Raw genomic sequence first — 18,639 nt, forward strand, 5'->3', positions numbered from 1 at the left:
GACCCCGGTTTGCGCCACTCGCCGAGCGGGGGCGGCGCTTCGTTAGGGTCGGGGCATGCGAACTGAGACCGACATCACCGTCGATCACCTGTCCAAACAGTTCGGTTCCGTCAAGGCCGTCGACGACCTGAGCTTCACCGTCCGTCCTGGCGCGGTGACCGGATTCCTCGGCCCCAACGGTGCCGGCAAGACCACCACGCTGCGCATGCTGCTCGGGCTCGTGAAGCCCACCGGCGGGAGCGCGCTGATCGGCGGCAAGCGGTACGCGGACATCAAGCGTCCCGCGTCCGTCGTGGGTGCCGCGCTGGAGGCCTCGAGCTTCCACCCCGGCCGCACGGGCCTGGACCACCTGCGGGTCTACGCCCCCCAGGTGGGCGCCACCGACGCGCGGTGCCACGAGCTGCTCGAGCTGGTCGGCATGACCGATGCGGCCAAGCGGCGCGTCGGCGGGTACTCGATGGGCATGCGCCAGCGCCTCGGCCTGGCCCACGCGCTGCTGGGCGACCCGGACGTGATCCTGCTCGACGAGCCGGCCAACGGGCTGGACCCGCAGGGCATCGTGTGGCTGCGCCACCTGCTCCGCGCGTTCGCCGACGAGGGCCGCACCGTGCTGGTCTCGAGCCACGTCCTCAACGAGGTGCAGCACACGGTGGACGACGTCGTCATCATCGCGCAGGGCCGCCTCGTCCACGCCTCGCCGCTGCAGGGCCTGCACGCGCTGGTCGAGTCGCGCGTGCGGTTGGCCGGACCCGAGCGCGAGCGGATCGCCGCGCTGGCCGCCGAGAAGGGTTGGCGCACCGAGCCGGTCGCGGGGGGCGTCGACATCCTCGACGTGCCTGCGACCACGATCGGCGCCGCCGCCTTCGGTGCCGGCCTCGAGGTGCACCAGCTGGCCGACGTGGGGGTCGGCCTCGAGGACGTCTTCCTGCGCCTCACCTCGAGTCCCGACGCCCCGGCGTCCCGAGGCGGGGTGGCGGCATGAGCACCGCGATCAAGGCCGAGCTGCGCAAGCTCTTCTCGACCCGCCTGTGGTGGCTGCTGGCCCTGGTGCTCGTGGCCTACCTCATCTTCATCGGCGCCGTGATGGCGTTCTCGTTCACCGTCGAGATGGAGGGCATGAGCGGCGCGCCCATCGAGGACGGCGAGGAGCTGGCACGCGTCATCTACTCGCTCACCAGCCCGATCGGCTACGTCTTCCCGCTGATCGTGGGCAGCCTGCTGTTCACGGGCGAGTTCCGGCACAAGACGATCACCGCGTCGCTGCTGGCGCAGCCGAACCGGTGGATCCTCCTGGGTGCCAAGCTGGTCGCCGCGGTCGTGGTGGGCTTCGTCTACGGCGTCATCGGGACGGCCTCGACGGTGGCGGGCTCGGCACCCATCCTGGCGTGGCGCGGCGACGGCGCGTACCTCGGCGCCCAGAGCGTCGTGGAGCTGCTGGGCATGTCCGTGCTGGTCATGACCATCTGGGCCGTCCTCGGCACGGCGATCGGCAGCGTCCTGACCAACCAGGTGGCGGCCATCATCGTGATCCTCGCGTTCACGCAGTTCGTCGAGCCGATCGCCCGCGTGGCGCTCGGTGCCTGGGACGCCACGTCCGAGGTGGCGAAGTACCTGCCCGGCGCGGCGGCCGACGCCATGCTCGGCGCCAGCTTCTTCGCCCAGGACACGGCCACCGACCTGCTCTCGCGCGGAGCAGGCGCGGCCGTGCTGCTGGCCTACGTCGTCGTGTTCTTGCTGATCGGCCGTTTCGTGACCCTGCGTCGCGACGTCGGCTGAGCCCTCAGCGGCGCACGAAGCGCACCTCGGTCCGGCTGGCGTCCTCGGTGGGACGCCAGCCGGGCTCGTCCTGGCCGGCTTCCCAGCGCATGTCGTCGAACGTGACCTCGGCGATCCGGTACTCGGTCGAGTTCGCCACGAGGAACTGCGCCAGCGCCCACCCGCGGGTGCCGATGTCCTTGCCGGTCAGTGCGATGGCGTGCTGGCCGGACGACGGGTCGGAGTCCACGCGCACGCGTCCCCACGCCTGGTCGAGGTAGGTCTCGAGATCGGCCGACGTCGACCCGGCCTTGGGGTCGGTGGCGCAGGCGAACGCCCCGGGGGAGTAGCCGCGCAGCGCCGAGGCCAGCACCCGGGCGTCGGCCTCGTGGTCGGCGTAGGCGCTGGGGAACGCCGAGCGCTGCACCGCCTGCGCGGCCTCGGTGATCTCCATCGACTCGTAGTCGTCGATCTTCACCAGCGCGTCGTAGAACCGCCCGATCGAGTAGCGCGGGTCGAGGATCTGCTCGACGGTGCCCCAGCCCTGCGACGGGCGCTGCTGGAACAGGCCGACGGAGTCACGGTCGCCGTAGTCGATGTTGCGGATCTTCGACTCCTGGTACGCCGTCGCGATGGCGATCGTCGTCGCGCGCGGCGGCAGGCCGCGCTGCTGGGCGTCCGCCGCCATCAGCGACGCCCACTTCGCCTGCTCGACGTCGACCTCGACGGTGCGGTCGCCGACGCGGGCGAGGCAGAAGCCGGTGTTGTCGATCCCGGTCTCGAAGATCTTGAAGACGACGAGCACGAGCGCCACCGTCGCGACGACGGTGGCGACGACCCAGCGCATCAGTTGGCGTGGAGGTCGGCGTTGAGCTCGACGCCGGAGCGACCGCCGCGCGGACGGGCCTCGAGCGCGCCGGTCTGGCTGTTGGTCAGGAACAGGATGCCGTCGGAGCCCGAGAGGTCGGCAGCCTTGACGACCGTGCCGTCCGGCAGCGTCACCTTGGAGCCGGCGGTCACGTAGGTGCCGGCCGCCACGACGCAGTCGTCGCCCAGGGAGATGCCGATGCCGGCGTTGGCGCCGATCAGGCAGCCCGCGCCCACCCGGACGACCTCCTTGCCGCCGCCGGAGAGCGTGCCCATGATCGAGGCGCCGCCACCGACGTCGGAGCCGTCGCCCACGACCACGCCGGCCGAGATCCGGCCCTCGACCATCGCGTGGCCGAGCGTGCCTGCGTTGAAGTTCACGAAGCCCTCGTGCATCACGGTGGTGCCCTCGGCGAGGTGCGCGCCCAGTCGCACGCGGTCGGCGTCGCCGATGCGGACGCCGGAGGGCACGACGTAGTCGGTCATGCGCGGGAACTTGTCGACGCTCGTGACCGCGACGGTCAGGCCGGCGGCGCGGGCGCGGGCGCGCACGCCCTCGAAGCCGTCGACCGCGCACGGGCCGATGGTCGTCCAGACCACGTTGCTCAGCAGGCCGAAGATGCCGTCGAGGCTCTGGCCGTGCGGCTGGACGAGCCGGTGCGACAGCAGGTGCAGGCGCAGGTAGAGGTCGTAGGCGTCCGTCGGCGCCGCGTCGAGGTCGGCGATCTCGGTGTGGATGACGCGGGTCTCGACCCCCCGGATCCGGTCCTCGCGGGCCGCAGCGACCAGGTCGCTCGGCTCGGTCGTCGTCTCGGGAGCCGGGCCCAGCAGGGGCTCGGGGTACCAGACGTCCAGGACGGTGCCCTCGGGCGTGACGGTGGCCAGGCCCCAGGCGTGGGCGGATCGGGGGTCGCTCATGACCCAAGGCTATCGAGGAGGGTGTGGGCCTCCGCCAGGCGTCAGACGCCGCCGGCGAACCCGTGCTGGCGCCACGCCTCGTAGACCGCGATCGAGGCGCAGTTGGCCAGGTTCATGGAGCGCCGTCCGGTGAGCATCGGCAGCCGCAGCGAGTCGGTGACGCGCTCGTCGGCGATGACCTCGGCCGGCAGGCCCGTCGGCTCGGGGCCGAACAGCAGCACGTCCCCGGGCTCGTAGGCGACGTCGGTGTACGCCGTGGTGGCCGCGGTGGTGAAGGCGAACACGCGCGCCGGCAGCAGCGCGGCGTACGCGTCCTCGAGCGTCTCGTGCACCGTGACGACGGCGAGGTCGTGATAGTCCAGGCCGGCCCGGCGGAGCTTGCTGTCCTCGAAGTCGAAGAGCGGATCCACCAGGTGCAGGTGCGACCCGGTCGCCGCCGCCAGCCGGATCGCGTTCCCGGTGTTGCCGGCGATGCGCGGCTCGAAGAACAGGATCCGGAACACCGCATCAGCGTAGGCGGTAGCACTTCCGCGCCGGTGCCGACGTCCGTTCCTGACAGGTGAGACGTGGCCGGAGGGGCGCGTGGGACCTGCCTACGGTGATCGTCGCCCCTCTCACGAGGACGGGGCTCACGCACCACGAAAGGAACCACCGTGTCCGACTCGAACTCCCCCCTCATCGAGGCCCCCAAGAAGCGCGGCCGCGCGATCGCGCTCGCCGTCGCCGTACTGGTCGTCGTGGCGGCCCTCATCGCCTTCGCCGTCTCCCGTGGCGGTGACGACGCGGCCGAGGGGCTGACCAAGGTCAAGCTCGGCACGGTGGGCGCGAGCGACCCGTACTGGAAGACGCTCCAGGAGGAGGCCGAGAAGGAGGGCATCGACCTCGAGGTCGTCGACTTCGCGGACTACCCGCAGCCCAATCCGGCACTGACCGAGGGCGAGATCGACATCAACCAGTTCCAGCACATCGTCTACCTCGCCGAGTACAACGTCGCGAACAAGCAGGACCTCGTGCCGGTGGGCTCGACCGCGATCTACCCGCTGGGCCTGTACTCGCAGAAGGTCGACTCGGTCGACGAGATCAAGCAGGGCGACACGGTCGTCGTGCCCGACGACGACAGCAACCAGGCCCGCGGCCTGCTCATCCTGCAGTCGGCCGGCCTGATCAAGCTCAAGGACGGCGGCTCGATCTTCTCGACCATCGCCGACGTCGACACCGACGCCTCCAAGGTGAAGGTCAAGGCCATCAAGGCCGACCTGACGCCCACCTCGCTGCCCGACGTGGCCGCCGCGATCGTCAACAACGACTTCGTCACGAAGGCGGGCCTGAAGTTCGAGGACGCCATCGCGCAGGACGACGCCACCGACCCGAAGGCCCTGCCGTACGTCAACGTCTTCGCCGTCCGCGCCGAGGACAAGGACAACGCGACCTACGCCAAGCTGATCGAGATCTTCCAGGACAGCAAGGCCGTCCAGGACGGCGTCCAGGAGGTCGCGGGCGGCACCGCCGAGCTGTTGAAGACCCCCGCCGCCGACCTTCAGGCCTCGCTGGCCGAGGTCGAGGCGGACACGCGCGACCGGGGCTGATCGCCATGGCACTGGTCGAGCTGCGGGACGTCCACAAGACGTTCGCGCCCACGAAGCGCGGAGGCGCGCCGATCGAGGCGATCCGGGGCGTCGACCTCGACGTCGAGGCCGGCGAGATCCACGCGATCGTCGGCTACTCCGGCGCGGGCAAGTCCACCCTGGTGCGACTCGTCAACGCGTTGGAGCAGCCGACGTCCGGCAGCGTCACGGTGGACGGCACGCGGCTCGACCAGCTGGGGGAGCGGGACCTGCGGCGCGTGCGGCAGGGGATCGGGATGATCTTCCAGCAGTTCAACCTCATGCGGTCGCGCACCGTGTGGGGGAACCTGGAGTTCCCGCTGCGGCTGGCGGGAGTCGGCGACGCCGACCGCCAGCGGCGCATCTCCGAACTGCTGCACTTCGTCGGTCTCGCCGACAAGGCGCACGCCTACCCCGAGCAGCTCTCGGGTGGCCAGAAGCAGCGGGTGGGCATCGCCCGGGCACTCGCGACGAACCCGTCGATCCTGCTCGCCGACGAGTCCACGAGCGCCCTGGACCCCGACACCACGCGTGAGGTGCTGGGTCTGCTCCGCAAGGTCAACGAGGAGCTGGGCATCACCATCATCGTCATCACGCACGAGATGGACGTGGTCCGCACGCTCGCCCATCGGGTGAGCGTCATGGAGCAGGGCCGGATCGTCGAGAGCGGTCCGGTCATCGACCTCTTCGCCCGCCCGCGCGAGGCCGTGACCCGGCGGTTCGTCAGCACGCTGGTCGAGGAGGTGCCCCAGGGTGCCGAGCTCGAGGCGCTGCGCCGCCAGTTCGCGGGGCGGCTGATCGTCGTCGACGTGGAGGGCCGCACGAGCCAGTCCGACGTGTTCGCGGCGCTGGCGACGCGCGGCCTGTCCGTCGAGGTCGTCCAGGGCGGCGTGAACCGGGTCGGCCCGGCGGTGTTCGGCCACGTGACCCTGGCGGTGCGCGGCGAGGGAGTGGACGACGCGGTGGCCGAGGTCGGCCGCCTCGAGGGCGTGGAGGTGCTCGCATGATCAGCCAGGACACCAACCTGCCCGAGCTGTGGTCGCTCATCGGGACGGCGACGTGGGAGACCGCCTACATGGTCGCGATCACGGTCGCGATCGGCGGCGTCCTGGGCCTGGGCGTGGGCCTGGCCCTCTACGCCACCCGCGCCGGCGGGCTGTTCGCGAACCGGGTGGCGTTCACGCTGCTGAACCTGGTCGTCAACTTCTTCCGGCCGATCCCGTTCGTCATCTTCATCGCCACGGTCCAGCCGCTGGCCCGGCTCGTGGTGGGCATCGGCATCGGCAACAAGGCGATCATCTTCGCGATGACGCTGGCGGCGATGTTCGGCATCGGGCGCATCGTCGAGCAGAACCTCGTGACGGTCGACTCCGGCGTCATCGAGGCGGCGCGGTCGATGGGCGCGAGCCGGCTGCGGATCCTCACGACGGTCGTGGTGCCGGAGGCCCTCGGCCCGCTGATCCTGGGCTACACGTTCGCCTTCGTCGCGATCGTCGACATGAGCGCGATCGCCGGCGCGATCGGCGCCGGCGGGCTGGGCAACTTCGCCCTCCAGTACGGCTACCGCCAGTTCGACACCGTGGTCACGTGGACCGTCGTGCTGATCATCGTGGCGTTCGTCCAGGTGGGACAGTTCCTCGGCAACACCGCCGCGCGCCGGGTCCTGCGGCGGTGATGGCGGAGTTCCGCGTCCGCGGACGAGATCTGTAGCGGTACCCACCTCCTTCGGTGGGATCTGCCCAGAATCGAGTGGGAAGCGCTACACATCTCGCCGCGCGGCCACTGGGGTCGCATCGTGAGACGGCGGGAAAGTGTCCGAGGCTCATGAGTGACTGGAGGTCCGCGCCGACGCATGGAGGGATGGAGGTGACCGTCATGACCGAGCCGATCCGCCGGCCCGTCTCGCAGTTGCGAGCCGGTGACCTGATCGCTCCGGGCGACGGGGCGACCGTCTACGTCGTCTCGGCGATCTCCCAACAGGTGGGCACCAGTCGCCGCGCCGAGGTCGTCGACGCCCGCACCGGCGAGGCCGGTCACTGCGTGCTGCTGCCGCTGCACGACGCGGTGCTGACGGTCCCGGGCCGGCCGCGGTGGCTCGACGTCACCGATCCGGCCGACGGGTCGGACGACACCGTGCTGGTCGGTCCGGAGTTCGCCGTGAGCGGCACCGCGCGCGGGTCCTGGGAGGTCGAGATCGACCTGTTCGGTCGCCCGGGCTGGGAAGAGCTGGTCCGGGGCGCCCGGGTGGCGTCGTCCGCCGAGGCCGCCTGACGTTCGATGTGACATCGGTCGCGGGCGTCGCGATACTGCTTCGGTGCTGATCTCCTCCCGCTTTGGCGCCCATCCGCTGCGCGTCGTCGGTCTCCTGGTCCTGGCCGTGCTCCTCACCGCCTGTGCCGGGGAGGGCTCGAAGGAGAAGGCGGCAGTGCCGAAGGAGTCCGCGGCGCCCGCGATCACGTTCGCGTCGATCGGCCTGGACCAGGTCCCGGCGACGAACGCGATCTCATCCGACTGGCCGAAGGCCCCCGCCGGGTTCGACGCCGAGAACTACCACTCGATGGTCTACGCGCTCCGCAGCTGGGGCCAGGCCTCGGCGTTCAGCCGGCAGGTCCGCGAGTCCGAGAACCCGATCGGCGCCGTCGGCGACGCGATCAAGAACTTCGACATCACGTACCGGCTCGAGAAGGGCTTCCAGGACCAGCTCACGCCCCGGTTGTCCGCCGCCTCCGTGTTCCACCCGGACGTGCAGGACGTGGGCGACCCGCGCGTGACGTGGGCCTGGAAGCGGACCATGGAGACCGACCAGAAGAGCGGGATCGAGGTGGTCACCGTGACGCTCCAGACGCGCGCGGCCTACCCGGTCACGGCGAAGGACGGCGCGGAGCGGGTGGTGGGCGTCATCCGGTCGCACTCCATGACGACCGGGCCGGGCCCCGGCGGCCAGTTCGGTTTCGGCTACGGGTGGCAGAGCTTCGGTGTCGACGAGTGCGCGATGGCGCTCGACGACGCGTTCTTGCCCGAAGACGACGTCGCCGCGGCCACGAAGAGCCTGCGCCGGTTCGCGAAGGTGGTGACGTCGACCAGAGTCACGACCAAGCCGTTGGGCGGCAAGGCCAAGCCGATCGACGAGAAGCTGGCGAAGCGCTGTGAGGCCGACGCGGCCTGACCGGGTCAGCGGGCCGTCGGGCCCGTCGCGACCGGCAGGTCGAGGTTGCTCCATTGCGACCACGAGCCCGGGTAGAGCGCGGCGTCGACGCCCGCGATCGCGAGCGCCGCGACCTCGTGGGCGGCGGTGACGCCCGAGCCGCAGTACGCCGCGACGGGTCGTGAGCCGTCGGCGCCGAGGGAGGCGAAGCGCTCCCGCAGCTCGGCGGGGGAGCGGAAGCGCCCGTCCGGGGCGAGGTTCTCCGTGGTGGGCGCGCTGTGCGCGCCCGGGATGTGGCCGGCCTTGGGGTCGATCGGCTCGACCTCGCCGCGGTAGCGCTCACCGGCGCGGGCGTCGAGCAGCACGCCCGACGCCGCGAACTCGACGACGTCGTCGAGCGCCAGGACCGGGAGCGCCCCCGCCGACAGGGTGACCGATCCCGCGGCCGGAGCCACGTCACCTGTCTCCAGGGCGCGACCGCTCGCGACCCACGCCGCCAGCGCCGTCCAGGAGGTGCACGTCCGTGAAGCCCGCCCAGCGCAGCAGCCACCACGCACGCGCGGCGGCGAGGTTGCCGTTGTCGTCGTAGACCACGACGGAGGAGTCGTCGTGCACGCCCCACCGGCGCGCCGCGCGCTGCAGGTCGGCCGGAGACGGGAGCAGGTGGCGTCCGTCCGCCGGCTCCCCATGGGCGGCGAGCTCGGTGTCGAGCGGCACGAACACCGCACCGGGCACGTGACCCGCCCGGTGGGCGGCGTCGCCGGACGGTCCACCGAGGGTCCAGCGGACGTCGAGCACCACCGGCGGGTGGTCGGAGTCCAGCGCGGCGGCGAGCTCGTCGACGTCGACCAGCACCATGGTCAGAGGAAGTCGTTCGGGTCGAACTCGTCGATCGGGATGATCTTGATCCGCGGCAGCGGCACGGTGAAGGCGTCGACGTCGTGCTCGAGGTCGAAGCACTCCAGGCCGCGGGGCACCAGCGCCGCGAAGCGCGAGTTGCGGAACTCCTCGAAGCCCAGCACCGCCACGCGGCGGGACCCGCTGACCAATGCCTCGACCTGCGGGACGAAGTCGCCGTCGTTGCTGGCCAGCATGACGTCGGCCTCGCGGCGGGCGATCTCCTCCAGCGTGCGCTGGATGGCCAGGTCGACGACCTTCTGGTCGGACGCGCCCGACAGCGGGATCGGGCGGTAGCCGATCGACGTCAGGGCCTGCACGAACGGCATCGGCAGGTCGGTGTCGACCGCCAGGAAGAACAGGCCCTGGACGGGCTGGTCCCAGACCTGCTCGGCGAAGCGCAGCAGGCGGTCCCACCGCGGGCGCTCCTGCGGCTGCGGGCGGCGACCCAGGATCGACATGCCGAGGGTGGCGTCGATGTTCTCGCCGTCGACCAGCAGGTACGTCAAGGTTCCGGGGGCGCTGTCGTTCACGGCTCGACCTTACGCGGCTCGGGCGGTCCGCTCGTCGCGACCGACGCACCGACCTCCACTTTTGGAAACGGTTTCACCTGAATCCGGTCGGACGACGTGAATCCAGTTCCAAAAGTGGGAGGGGGCGCGGCGGTGGGGGAAGACGGACGACGCCCCCGGGTCGGGACCCGGGGGCGTCGTGTGGTGCGGTGCGGCTCAGCGCAGGTCGAACCGGTCCAGGTCCATGACCTTGGTCCAGGCCGCGACGAAGTCCTGCACGAACTTCTCCTTCGCGTCGTCACTGGCGTAGACCTCGGCCACGGCGCGCAGCTCGGAGTTCGAGCCGAACACCAGGTCGGCACGGGTGCCGGTCCAGCGGCCGTCCTTCGTGGCGAAGCGCGTGCTCGACGCGTCCGTCGCGGTCCACTCGGTGTCGATGTCGAGCAGGTTGACGAAGTAGTCGTTCGTCAGCGCGCCGACCCGGTCGGTGAGGACACCGAGGTCCGAGCCGTCGTGGTTGGCGCCCAGCACCCGCAGGCCGCCGACGAGGACGGTCGTCTCCGGAGCGGTCAGGGTCAGCAGGTTGGCCCGGTCGATGAGCTCGTACTCGGCCGGCATGCCCTCCTTGCCCTCGTAGTTCCGGAAGCCGTCGTGACGGGGCTCGAGGTACGCGAACGACTGGACGTCGGTCTGCTCGGCCGAGGCGTCGACGCGCCCCACCGAGACGGGCACCGTGATCTCGACGCCGCCGTCGCGGGCGGCCTTCTCGACCGCCGCGGCACCGGCGATCGCGATGACGTCAGCCAGGGACACGGCCTTGTCGTAGTCGTCGGCGACACCCTGCAGGACCGCGATGACCTTCGCGAGCTGCGCCGGGTTGTTGACCGCCCACCCGTTCTGCGGGGCGAGGCGGATGCGGGCGCCGTTGAGGCCGCCGCGCTTGTCGCTGCCACGGAAGGACGACGCGGCCGCCCAGGCGGTGGAGACCAGCTCGGAGACGGTCAGGCTGGTCTCGAGGACCTTCGCCTTGAGCGCGGCCACGTCGGCGTCGCCGATGACCTCGCCCTCCCACGCCGGCAGCGGGTCCTGCCAGAGCAGGTCCTCGGCGGGCGCCTCGGGTCCGAGGTAGCGCGCCTTCGGGCCCATGTCGCGGTGCGTCAGCTTGAACCAGGCGCGGGCGAACGCGTCGGCGAACGCCTGCGGATCGTTCTTGAACCGCAGCGAGACCTCGCGGTAGGCGGGATCCTCACGCAGAGCGATGTCCGACGTGAGCATGCGGGGCTCGCGACGGCCGGAGCCGTGCGCCTCGGGCACCATGTCCTCGCCCATGCCGTTGACGGGACGCCACTGGTGCGCGCCGGCCGGGGACGTGAAGAGCTCCCAGTCGTAGGCGAACAGGATGTGGAAGAACTCGTTGTCCCAACGCGTCGGGTGGTAGGTCCAGGTGACCTCGATGCCGGACGTGATGGTGTCGGCGCCGTGGCCGGTGCCGTGCGTGTTCTTCCAGCCCAGGCCCATCTGCTCGATGGGCGCGCCCTCGGGCTCGGGCTGGAGGTGATCGGCCTCGGCAGCACCGTGCGTCTTGCCGAAGGTGTGGCCGCCGGCGATCAGCGCGACGGTTTCCTCGTCGTTCATCGCCATGCGGCCGAACGTCTCGCGGATGTCGCGCGCCGAGGCGAGCGGGTCGGGGTGACCGGCCGGGCCCTCGGGGTTGACGTAGATCAGACCCATCTGCACCGCGGCGAGCGGGCTCTCGAGGTCACGGTCGCCGGAGTAGCGGTGCTCGTCGCCGAGCCACGTGGTCTCGCGGCCCCAGTAGACCTCCTGGTCGGCCTCCCAGTCGTCCTCGCGGCCGCCGGCGAAGCCGAAGGTCTCGAAGCCCATGGTCTCGAGCGCGACGTTGCCGGTGAGGACCATCAGGTCGGCCCAGCTGATCTTGCGGCCGTACTTCTGCTTGACGGGCCACAGCAGGCGGCGGGCCTTGTCGAGGTTGACGTTGTCCGGCCAGGAGTTGAGGGGGGCGAAGCGCTGCTGGCCCGTGCCCGCGCCGCCACGGCCGTCGGTGACGCGGTAGGTGCCCGCGCCGTGCCAGGCCATGCGGATCATCAGGGGGCCGTAGTTGCCGAAGTCGGCGGGCCACCAGTCCTTGGAGTCGGTCAGGACGGCGGCGATGTCGGCCTTGACCGCGTCGAGGTCGAGCGTCAGGAACTCCTGGCGGTAGTCGTAGTCCTCGCCCATCGGGTTCCGGGCCGGCGCGTTCTTGGCCAGGATGCTCAGGTTCAGGCGCTCGGGCCACCACTTGCGGTTGGGGTCACCCGCCGTCGGCTGGGGCAGCTGGTCGTGGATGACCGGGCACTTGCCCTTGGCCTCGTCGGGGTCATTGACCTCGGCGAGGATCGCGTCGTCGTGGTTCTTGTCAGACATGCAGGTCCTTTCAGGGGAGTTCAGGAGCTCGGGGTGGCGCAGGTGGGGCACAGGCCCCAGAAGACGACCTCGGCCTCGTCGATGACGAAGCCGTGGTCCTGAGCGGGCGTGAGGCAGGGGGCCGCGCCGACGGCGCAGTCGATGTCGACGATCCGGCCGCAGGAGCGGCACACCAGGTGGTGGTGGTTGTCGCCGGTGCGGGTCTCGTACCGCGCCGCGGACCCGGCCGGCTCGATGCAGCGCACGACGCCGGCCTCGGTGAGGGCGCGCAGGGAGTCGTACACGGCCTGGTGGGACAGGTCGGGGATCGTCTCGCGCGCCTGGTCGATGATGGCCGCGGTGTCGGAGTGCGGGCGTTCGGTGACCGCGTGCAGGACGGCGGTGCGCTGGCGGGTGACCCGCAGCCCGGCGTCGCGCAGCGACTGCTCGAGGCTGGGGGAGAGGGGCATGCCTTCACCGTAGTGGCTTTTCTTGAATCAATCAAGAAAAAGCGTTGTGGCGCTCTAGCACGAGCAACGAACTCGGGCCGTCGGTGCCACGCCGCCCAACGTGCAAGACGAGATGTTGACTCTGGGTCCGCGCGAGCAGCCTCACGGCACGGGGTTCCAGAGTCGGTCCACCGGGAGCACATGGATGCGCTCATCGTCGGTTGAATATGAACGATTGCCAGTGCTGAACACGACTCCAGCAATGAAGCGATCGCCGAGAAGGTCACGCAACTTGCGCAGCCCCCGGCGGTCCTTTTCCTGGATGCGTTCGTTGGCTTTCACCTCGAAGGCGACCACGCGTCCATCTTCGAACTCCACCACGTAGTCGACTTCGTCGCCGTCATGCGTGCGCCAATGGCCGAGGGTGACTGGTTCGTCGAGCCACGACGCCTGCTTTCGGAGTTCCCCGACGACGAACGTTTCCAGCAAGTTGCCGAACTCGGTGAGTGCTGTCGCGTCGAGTCCGGCCAGTTTTTCCGGACTGACCCGCATGAGGCGCGCTGCCACGCCGGAATCGACCATGTGCACCTTCGGCGTTGCGACGCTCCGAGCCTTCAACGTCTTGCCCCATGCCGGCAGCCGCTCCAGAAGGAAGAGGTCTTCGAGCAGTCGCGTGTGCGATTCGAGTGTGTTCCGAGTGGCAGAAAGCCCGTCCCCGACCTTCGTGAGGACCAGCAGCTGACCGGTGTGCGCGGCGAGCCGAGACAAGAGCTGACTCAGCACCTGGCGCTCCCGTATCCGCGAGAGCTCGATGGCGTCGCGCTCGACGGACTGCTTCACATAGTCGTCGAACCATCGGTTCCGCGCTGAGCCGGCACTCCTTCGGAGGGCGAGAGGAAAACCGCCCGCACAGACTCTGTCGACGTAGGCGGTCCGAGGTGTAGTCGAGGTGGGGTGAGCTGCCACGGCGTTCGCGGCGTCGTTCTTCAGTGCTTGAAGCAGGTTCTCCGTAACGCCTGCAATCTCACCTTGCGACAGCGGCCAGATCGTCATGTTGTGCAGTCGGCCGGTGAGAGCCTGCGCGGTTCTTGGGAGCGCGTCCTGACGGGTGGACCCTGTGAGCACGGCCGTACCAGGTAGCGCGCCCTCCCTGTTGAGCCTTGATTTCAACGCGTCCAGCACGTCCGGAACGTGCTGGTACTCGTCCAGGCAGATAGGACTGTCACCTGCCACGGCGAGACTGACGTTGGCGAGGACCGCGTCTCTTGTCGCTGGGTCGTCCAGATCGATCACTTGGACACCACGGCTTGCTGCAAATTGATTGAGGACCGTCGACTTGCCGACGGATCGGGGCCCGTGAAGTGCTATCACTGGCTCCTCGAGAACGAGACTCTCAAGTAGGCGGCTCAGGCGTCGTTCGGCCATCCGCTTGTGCAGTCCCGTCATGCAGCGAGGCTAGCATGCGAATTGCGTTTCTTGGGGGCCCTTACTGCGTTTTTTGAGTATCTCAGACTGCGTTATTTAAGGTTCGCTCACTGCGTTTCTTGAGTGTTCCAACGTTTGCGGCTTGTTTCTTCTCCTTGGTCTTCTTCATGGTGATCGTCCTGCTGCCGGTAGGTGAACATCCCTGCGGGTCCCGTGCCGTGCGGGCCACTCACCAGAGAGGCTCAGCCGCTGTTCGCTTCGCGTGGTTGGCTGGAACTCCGCGAACCAGAAGGAGACGCCATGCCGCTGACCGGAGAGTACGAGCCGAGCACGTCCGAGTGGGCCCGGACCCAGGCCGAGACCTACGAGGCCACGAACGGCCAGGAGGCCAACACGCTGCAGGGCGTGCCGATCATCGTGCTGACCAGCGTCGGCGCGAAGTCGGGCAAGCTGCGCAAGACCGCGCTGATGCGGGTCGAGCACGACGGCGACTACGCCGTCGTCGCGTCCAAGGGCGGGCACCCGTCGCAGCCCAACTGGTACTGGAACCTCAAGGCCGACGCGCACGTCGAGCTGCAGGACGGCGCCGAGCGCAAGGACTACCGAGCGCGCGAGCTGGAGGGCGACGAGTACGAGACGTGGTGGCAGCGCTCCGTCGCAGTCTGGCCCGACTACGCCGAGTACCAGAAGAAGACCGATCGGAAGATCCCGGTCTTCGTGCTGGAGCCGATGGCCTGACGCGTGCCGGTGACAGGACTTGAACCTGCACGCCCGTGAGGACACCAGGACCTAAACCTGGCGCGTCTACCGTTCCGCCACACCGGCAACGGACCAAGGATAGGGCCGCCGTGCCGGGCGAGTCAGGCGGCGCCGAGACCCAGGTCGCGGCGCAGCTTGGCGACGTGTCCGGTGGCCTTGACGTTGTACTGCGCCAACTCGACCTTGCCCTCGGCGTCGATGACGAACGTCGAGCGGATGACGCCCTGGACGAGCTTGCCGTAGAGCTTCTTCTCGCCGAACGCGCCGTACGCCGTCAGGACCTCCTTCCCGGGGTCGGACAGCAGCGTGATGCCGAGGCCGTCGCGCTCGCGGAATTTTGCCAGCTTCTCCGGCTGGTCGGGGCTGATGCCCAGCACCGTGAGTCCCTCGGCCTGGAGGCGGTCGATCGAGTCGCTGAAGTCGCAGGCCTGCTTCGTGCAGCCCGGGGTCATCGCAGCCGGGTAGAAATAGACGATCACGCGCTGGCCGCGCAGGTCCGAGAGCGTGACCTCGCGACCGTCGTCGGTGGGGAGCGTGAAGTCGGGGGCCGGATCGCCGGGCTGCAGTCGGGTCGTCATGGGCACTATCCTGACAAGGCACCCCGCACCGATCGAGAGGACTCCCGTGGCACGAGGAAAGTCTGACCCCGCCCAGGCGTCTGACGACGAGATCGTCGACGAGCTCGAAGTTCTCCTGACCCGGCTCAGCGGCAACGTCGACGAGCTGGTCGATCGCGTCAAGCCCGGCAACGTGGCCAAGCGACAGGTCCAGCGCGTCAAGGACTACTTCGTCGACGAGCAGACCGGCCCCCGTTTCGAGCACATCGTCCCGGTCGTCGTCGGCACGGTCGGCACGATCGTCGGACTCGCGGTGTTGCGCCGGCTCTTGAAGTGATGGACGGCAAGCTCCCGATCCGGATGCTGCACGACCGGCTCCTGGTCGCCCTCGACCAGGAGGCTGGCGACCGCCGCTCGTCCGGCGGGATCGTCATCCCCGCCACGGCGGCGATGGGCCGGCGCCTGTCGTGGGCCCGGGTCGAGGCGGTCGGCTCGCAGGTGCGCACCGTCGAGGTCGGCGACCGGGTCCTGTTCGATCCGGAGGACCGCGCCGAGGTCGAGGTCCGGGGCGAGAGCTTCATCCTGCTGCGTGAGCGCGACGTGCACGCCGTCGCCTCCGAGCGCATCGACGAGGGCCAGACCGGCCTCTACCTGTGACCATCGGCGACCGGCCCCCGTTCCGCCGGTTGCGCCTGCCGCGCTCCGACGTCTCGCTGCAGGACCGGTTGGCCCGGGTCCGTCGCAGCTGGCGGCTGCTGCTGCGGCTGGCCGTCGCCACCGGTGGCGCGTTCGCCATCGCCACCTACGCCTTCGGCCACACGCAGGCGTTCTTCGCCCCGATCGCCGCCGTCATCACCATGATGGCCGGCGCGGGCCGCCGCCAGCGGGTGATCTTCGAGCTCATCCTGGGCGTCGCCTTCGGGGTGCTCGTCGGCGAGCTGCTCATCCTCGCGATCGGCCGTGGCGGCTGGCAGATGGCGCTCGTCGCGTCGTTGACCGCCGTGGTCGCGATGCTGTTCAACCTCACCGGCATGGCGCTGACCCAGGCCATCAACTCCGGGGTGCTCCTGGCCGCGGTCGTGCCGCTCGCCGGGGCCGCCAACCCCGCCGTCACCCGCTTCACGGACGCCCTGATCGGCGGCCTGTGCGGGTTCGTGATGATGCTGCTGCTGCCGCGCAACACCATGCGGGACATCGACGAGAGCCTGCAGAAGCTCCTCGAGGGCCTCACGCGCGTGCTGGGCCACGTCGCCGAGGCCATGCGCACCGACGACGCGACGTTGGCCGACTCGGCCCTGGCGGAGGCGCGCGACGCCCAGCCGATCATCGAGTCGCTGCACTCGACCGCCGCGAACGTCAGCGAGATCGTGCGGCTGGCACCGCTGCGCTGGCACCAGCGTGCCGACGTCGAGCGGTACGCCGGCAGCGTCAACGACCTCGACAACGCCTTGCGCGACGCGCGCGTGCTGGCTCGGCGCGTGGCCTCGATGCTCCGGCACGGCGAGCGCGCCCCGGCCCGGTTGACCGACGCTGTCGAGACCCTCGTGGCGGCGCTGCGGATCTACGCCGACGAGTTCTCCTCCGCCGTCGAGCTCGAGCGCGCGAACGAGCGGCTCGTGGAGGCCTCCGACCTCGCCATGCACGCGATGGCCGACCGACTCACCGTCAACACCGCCTCGATCGCCGCCCAGGTGCGGTCACTGGCCGCCGACCTGCTCATGGCCGGTGGTGTGCCCCGCACCGCGCTGGACGACCTGCTCGACATCGAGTGACGGAGGACGACATGGAGCCACGACACCGGTTGGAGGAGCTCAGACGGCGTCTCGCCGCACTCGTGCGGCCCGACCGCGACATGCCCGACCAGCGGGAATCGGACGACGTGGACGATCACCCCTCGACACCGCCGGACTGAGTCCACTACCGTCGACGAGTCGCTTCTCCTGAAGTGACGTCGCACACACCAGGAGGTGAGCCCCGTGAAGAACGTCTTCGACCCCACGTTCGCCCACGGGCGCGCCTCCGTCGTGTTGCTGACCTAGTCGATCCTCATCGACCCGTATCACCAGCCGCTTCGGACGCTCGTCCGGAGCGGCTCTTCTTTTGTCCGATCTACCCACCCCACCGACGAATCAGGAAGGAGGCGCGTCATGACCACGACACTCACCGATCTCATGCCCGCGAACACCACTGCCCCGACGACAGTCCCGAACGAGGGACTCCACCACGCGGAGGCGACCACGGGAGAGGAGGTGAAGACCATGTCCTTGTTCGACTTCGGCATCAAGCCGCAGCAGCGCGCCGACCTCGATCGTCTCGTGGTCCTGGAACGGATCAAGCAGCGACGCCGGGCGCAGGCCCACGTGCGCGCGGTGCACAGCCAGCTGTGGGGCGTTCGCGCCAACCGCTGAACGAGCGCGAGGCGCGTACCGGGACGGAGGTCCCGGTACGCGCCTCGCGCGCATCGGCGATGCGTCAGCGGTTCTGCAGCGCCTCGGCGTAGGCGAGGATCCGCTTGGCGTCGCGGATGTGCAGCTCCTCGATCATCTTGCCGTTGAACGTGGCCACGCCCTTGCCCTCGGCGGCGGCCTCGTCGAAGGCGGCGATCATGCCCTCGGCCCGCTCGACGTCGGCGTCGCTCGGGGCGAACGTCGCGTTGGCCGGCTCGACCTGCGAGGGGTGGATGAGGGTCTTGCCGTCGAAGCCCATCTCGCGGCCCTGGCGCGCCTCGGCCGCGAAGCCTTCGGCGTCCTTGACGTCGTTGTAGACGCCGTCGATGACGACCTTGCCCGCGGCGCGCACCGCCAGCAGCGTCCACGACAGGGCGTTCAGGACCAGCGCGTTGCGACCGGGGACGTGCAGCCCGTACGTCTCGTTGACGATGTCGTTCGTGCCCATGACGATCACGGTCAGGCGCTCGTGCGCCGCGGCGATCTCCTCGGCGTGCAACAGCGCCTTCGGCGTCTCGATCATGGCCCACAGCTGGGTGGACTCGGGCGCGCCGGCCGCCTCCATCGCGGCGACCAGGTCGAGCACCTGCTGGGCCGACTCGACCTTCGGCACGAGGATCGCATCGGGACCGGCCTTCGCGGCGGCGGCGACGTCGTCGTCGTGCCACTGCGTGCCGATCGAGTTGACCCGGATGGCCAGCTCGCGGTGCCCGTACTCACCGGAGGTGACGGCGGCGCACACGTTGGCGCGGCCGGCGTCCTTGGCGTCGGGCGAGACGGAGTCCTCGAGGTCGAGGATCAACGCGTCGGCGTCGATGCTCTTGGCCTTCTCCAGCGCGCGCTCGTTGGCGCCGGGCATGTAGAGGACGGAGCGGCGGGGACGGATGTCGGTCATGTCAGG

At 69.9% G+C, this 18,639-nt stretch carries 23 protein-coding genes and 1 tRNA gene; 12 read left to right on the forward strand and 12 right to left on the reverse strand.

The genetic code is table 11. The features are described 5' to 3' along the window. The first annotated feature begins 55 nt into the window (after window positions 1-55). Window positions 56-982, forward strand: coding sequence for an ATP-binding cassette domain-containing protein (locus AFL01nite_RS09810; RefSeq protein ID WP_146827505.1), 927 nt, complete (start codon window positions 56-58; stop codon window positions 980-982). Then, complete coding sequence (locus AFL01nite_RS09815; protein WP_146827506.1) at window positions 979-1,776, forward strand: ABC-2 transporter permease; 798 nt, start codon at window positions 979-981, stop codon at window positions 1,774-1,776. The genes AFL01nite_RS09810 and AFL01nite_RS09815 overlap by 4 nt, the downstream gene beginning before the upstream one ends. A 4-nt stretch (window positions 1,777-1,780) precedes the next feature. Here AFL01nite_RS09815 and AFL01nite_RS09820 read toward each other — a convergent pair whose 3' ends face one another. Genes AFL01nite_RS09820 through AFL01nite_RS09830 form a run of 3 tightly spaced genes read right to left on the reverse strand, consistent with a single transcriptional unit; the run spans window position 1,781 to window position 4,043 of the window. Continuing rightward, a complete protein-coding gene (locus AFL01nite_RS09820; protein ID WP_146827507.1) occupies window positions 1,781-2,602 on the reverse strand; it encodes a hypothetical protein in 822 nt (273 codons plus the stop codon). Then, entirely contained in the window at window positions 2,602-3,540 is a 939-nt protein-coding gene (dapD, locus tag AFL01nite_RS09825; protein WP_146827508.1) for a 2,3,4,5-tetrahydropyridine-2,6-dicarboxylate N-succinyltransferase, read from the reverse strand. Before dapD ends, AFL01nite_RS09820 begins: the two co-directional genes overlap by 1 nt. A gap of 41 nt (window positions 3,541-3,581) precedes the next feature. Next, window positions 3,582-4,043: a tRNA (cytidine(34)-2'-O)-methyltransferase gene (locus AFL01nite_RS09830; RefSeq protein WP_146827509.1), complete on the reverse strand. Its 462-nt coding sequence runs from the start codon at window positions 4,041-4,043 to the stop codon at window positions 3,582-3,584. A gap of 150 nt (window positions 4,044-4,193) precedes the next feature. Here AFL01nite_RS09830 and AFL01nite_RS09835 point away from each other — a divergent pair, with 150 nt between their 5' ends. The 5 genes from AFL01nite_RS09835 to AFL01nite_RS09855 all read left to right on the forward strand — a co-directional run bounded on the left by AFL01nite_RS09835 (window position 4,194) and on the right by AFL01nite_RS09855 (window position 8,310). Then, window positions 4,194-5,126, forward strand: coding sequence for a MetQ/NlpA family ABC transporter substrate-binding protein (locus tag AFL01nite_RS09835; RefSeq protein ID WP_222593484.1), 933 nt, complete (start codon window positions 4,194-4,196; stop codon window positions 5,124-5,126). A gap of 5 nt (window positions 5,127-5,131) precedes the next feature. Continuing rightward, window positions 5,132-6,151 (forward strand): methionine ABC transporter ATP-binding protein, encoded by a 1,020-nt coding sequence (locus AFL01nite_RS09840; protein WP_146827510.1) that lies wholly within the window; start codon window positions 5,132-5,134, stop codon window positions 6,149-6,151. Beyond that, entirely contained in the window at window positions 6,148-6,819 is a 672-nt protein-coding gene (locus AFL01nite_RS09845; RefSeq protein ID WP_146827511.1) for a methionine ABC transporter permease, read from the forward strand. The genes AFL01nite_RS09840 and AFL01nite_RS09845 overlap by 4 nt, the downstream gene beginning before the upstream one ends. Before the next feature lie 200 nt (window positions 6,820-7,019). Continuing rightward, the gene (locus AFL01nite_RS09850; protein ID WP_146827512.1) at window positions 7,020-7,415 is read left to right on the forward strand and encodes a hypothetical protein; all 396 of its coding nucleotides are present in this window, start codon (window positions 7,020-7,022) and stop codon (window positions 7,413-7,415) included. Between the two features lie 43 nt (window positions 7,416-7,458). Beyond that, entirely contained in the window at window positions 7,459-8,310 is an 852-nt protein-coding gene (locus AFL01nite_RS09855; RefSeq protein ID WP_146827513.1) for a hypothetical protein, read from the forward strand. A gap of 5 nt (window positions 8,311-8,315) precedes the next feature. On the opposite strand, the gene AFL01nite_RS15745 is transcribed toward AFL01nite_RS09855, so the two are convergent. The 6 genes from AFL01nite_RS15745 to AFL01nite_RS09880 form a co-directional block, all read right to left on the reverse strand. After that, a complete protein-coding gene (locus tag AFL01nite_RS15745; RefSeq protein ID WP_307724461.1) occupies window positions 8,316-8,744 on the reverse strand; it encodes a sulfurtransferase in 429 nt (142 codons plus the stop codon). A gap of 1 nt (window position 8,745) precedes the next feature. Further along, complete coding sequence (locus tag AFL01nite_RS15750; protein ID WP_307724462.1) at window positions 8,746-9,147, reverse strand: sulfurtransferase; 402 nt, start codon at window positions 9,145-9,147, stop codon at window positions 8,746-8,748. A gap of 2 nt (window positions 9,148-9,149) precedes the next feature. Continuing rightward, window positions 9,150-9,719 carry an NYN domain-containing protein gene (locus AFL01nite_RS09865; protein WP_146827514.1) on the reverse strand — a complete coding sequence of 190 codons (570 nt, stop codon included), beginning with the start codon at window positions 9,717-9,719 and terminating at the stop codon, window positions 9,150-9,152. Window positions 9,720-9,914: 195 nt separating this feature from the next. Next, window positions 9,915-12,122: a catalase/peroxidase HPI gene (gene katG / locus AFL01nite_RS09870; protein WP_146827515.1), complete on the reverse strand. Its 2,208-nt coding sequence runs from the start codon at window positions 12,120-12,122 to the stop codon at window positions 9,915-9,917. A 20-nt stretch (window positions 12,123-12,142) separates the two neighbouring features. Then, window positions 12,143-12,571 carry a Fur family transcriptional regulator gene (locus tag AFL01nite_RS09875; protein ID WP_146827516.1) on the reverse strand — a complete coding sequence of 143 codons (429 nt, stop codon included), beginning with the start codon at window positions 12,569-12,571 and terminating at the stop codon, window positions 12,143-12,145. Window positions 12,572-12,712: 141 nt separating this feature from the next. Next, window positions 12,713-13,996 carry an ATP-binding protein gene (locus tag AFL01nite_RS09880; protein ID WP_146827517.1) on the reverse strand — a complete coding sequence of 428 codons (1,284 nt, stop codon included), beginning with the start codon at window positions 13,994-13,996 and terminating at the stop codon, window positions 12,713-12,715. Window positions 13,997-14,275: 279 nt separating this feature from the next. On the opposite strand from AFL01nite_RS09880, the gene AFL01nite_RS09885 reads away from it, so the two are divergent. Continuing rightward, window positions 14,276-14,713 carry a nitroreductase family deazaflavin-dependent oxidoreductase gene (locus tag AFL01nite_RS09885; RefSeq protein WP_146827518.1) on the forward strand — a complete coding sequence of 146 codons (438 nt, stop codon included), beginning with the start codon at window positions 14,276-14,278 and terminating at the stop codon, window positions 14,711-14,713. A gap of 4 nt (window positions 14,714-14,717) precedes the next feature. Here the strand turns inward: AFL01nite_RS09885 and AFL01nite_RS09890 are convergent. Next, a tRNA-Leu gene (locus AFL01nite_RS09890) sits at window positions 14,718-14,800 on the reverse strand. Between the two features lie 35 nt (window positions 14,801-14,835). Next, the gene (bcp, locus tag AFL01nite_RS09895) at window positions 14,836-15,312 is read right to left on the reverse strand and encodes a thioredoxin-dependent thiol peroxidase (RefSeq protein WP_146827519.1); all 477 of its coding nucleotides are present in this window, start codon (window positions 15,310-15,312) and stop codon (window positions 14,836-14,838) included. A gap of 46 nt (window positions 15,313-15,358) precedes the next feature. Here bcp and AFL01nite_RS09900 point away from each other — a divergent pair, with 46 nt between their 5' ends. From AFL01nite_RS09900 to AFL01nite_RS09915, 4 genes are all read left to right on the forward strand, one after another. Next, on the forward strand, window positions 15,359-15,628 hold the full coding sequence (locus AFL01nite_RS09900) for a DUF3618 domain-containing protein (RefSeq protein WP_186813893.1): 270 nt from the start codon (window positions 15,359-15,361) through the stop codon (window positions 15,626-15,628). Next, window positions 15,628-15,948: a GroES family chaperonin gene (locus AFL01nite_RS09905; protein ID WP_146827521.1), complete on the forward strand. Its 321-nt coding sequence runs from the start codon at window positions 15,628-15,630 to the stop codon at window positions 15,946-15,948. The genes AFL01nite_RS09900 and AFL01nite_RS09905 overlap by 1 nt, the downstream gene beginning before the upstream one ends. Then, entirely contained in the window at window positions 15,945-17,063 is a 1,119-nt protein-coding gene (locus AFL01nite_RS09910) for an FUSC family protein (protein ID WP_146827522.1), read from the forward strand. Before AFL01nite_RS09905 ends, AFL01nite_RS09910 begins: the two co-directional genes overlap by 4 nt. Before the next feature lie 375 nt (window positions 17,064-17,438). Then, complete coding sequence (locus AFL01nite_RS09915) at window positions 17,439-17,699, forward strand: hypothetical protein (protein WP_146827523.1); 261 nt, start codon at window positions 17,439-17,441, stop codon at window positions 17,697-17,699. A 64-nt stretch (window positions 17,700-17,763) separates the two neighbouring features. Here the strand turns inward: AFL01nite_RS09915 and AFL01nite_RS09920 are convergent, their stop codons facing one another. Then, window positions 17,764-18,633: an HpcH/HpaI aldolase/citrate lyase family protein gene (locus AFL01nite_RS09920; RefSeq protein WP_146827524.1), complete on the reverse strand. Its 870-nt coding sequence runs from the start codon at window positions 18,631-18,633 to the stop codon at window positions 17,764-17,766. Window positions 18,634-18,639 lie beyond the last annotated feature (6 nt).

The organism is Aeromicrobium flavum (assembly GCF_007992115.1).
GTDB classification, from domain to species: domain Bacteria; phylum Actinomycetota; class Actinomycetes; order Propionibacteriales; family Nocardioidaceae; genus Aeromicrobium; species Aeromicrobium flavum.

Coding starts and splice junctions, on each gene's coding strand:
- AFL01nite_RS09880 (WP_146827517.1), bottom strand. CDS start 13,996: ATGACGGGACTGCACAAGCGGATGGCCGAACGACGCCTGAGCCGCCTA.
- AFL01nite_RS09915 (WP_146827523.1), top strand. CDS start 17,439: ATGACCACGACACTCACCGATCTCATGCCCGCGAACACCACTGCCCCG.
- AFL01nite_RS09815 (WP_146827506.1), top strand. CDS start 979: ATGAGCACCGCGATCAAGGCCGAGCTGCGCAAGCTCTTCTCGACCCGC.
- katG (WP_146827515.1), bottom strand. CDS start 12,122: ATGTCTGACAAGAACCACGACGACGCGATCCTCGCCGAGGTCAATGAC.
- dapD (WP_146827508.1), bottom strand. CDS start 3,540: ATGAGCGACCCCCGATCCGCCCACGCCTGGGGCCTGGCCACCGTCACG.
- AFL01nite_RS09840 (WP_146827510.1), top strand. CDS start 5,132: ATGGCACTGGTCGAGCTGCGGGACGTCCACAAGACGTTCGCGCCCACG.
- AFL01nite_RS09810 (WP_146827505.1), top strand. CDS start 56: ATGCGAACTGAGACCGACATCACCGTCGATCACCTGTCCAAACAGTTC.
- AFL01nite_RS09885 (WP_146827518.1), top strand. CDS start 14,276: ATGCCGCTGACCGGAGAGTACGAGCCGAGCACGTCCGAGTGGGCCCGG.
- AFL01nite_RS09920 (WP_146827524.1), bottom strand. CDS start 18,633: ATGACCGACATCCGTCCCCGCCGCTCCGTCCTCTACATGCCCGGCGCC.
- AFL01nite_RS09905 (WP_146827521.1), top strand. CDS start 15,628: ATGGACGGCAAGCTCCCGATCCGGATGCTGCACGACCGGCTCCTGGTC.
- bcp (WP_146827519.1), bottom strand. CDS start 15,312: ATGACGACCCGACTGCAGCCCGGCGATCCGGCCCCCGACTTCACGCTC.
- AFL01nite_RS09850 (WP_146827512.1), top strand. CDS start 7,020: ATGACCGAGCCGATCCGCCGGCCCGTCTCGCAGTTGCGAGCCGGTGAC.
- AFL01nite_RS09845 (WP_146827511.1), top strand. CDS start 6,148: ATGATCAGCCAGGACACCAACCTGCCCGAGCTGTGGTCGCTCATCGGG.
- AFL01nite_RS09875 (WP_146827516.1), bottom strand. CDS start 12,571: ATGCCCCTCTCCCCCAGCCTCGAGCAGTCGCTGCGCGACGCCGGGCTG.
- AFL01nite_RS15750 (WP_307724462.1), bottom strand. CDS start 9,147: ATGGTGCTGGTCGACGTCGACGAGCTCGCCGCCGCGCTGGACTCCGAC.
- AFL01nite_RS09820 (WP_146827507.1), bottom strand. CDS start 2,602: ATGCGCTGGGTCGTCGCCACCGTCGTCGCGACGGTGGCGCTCGTGCTC.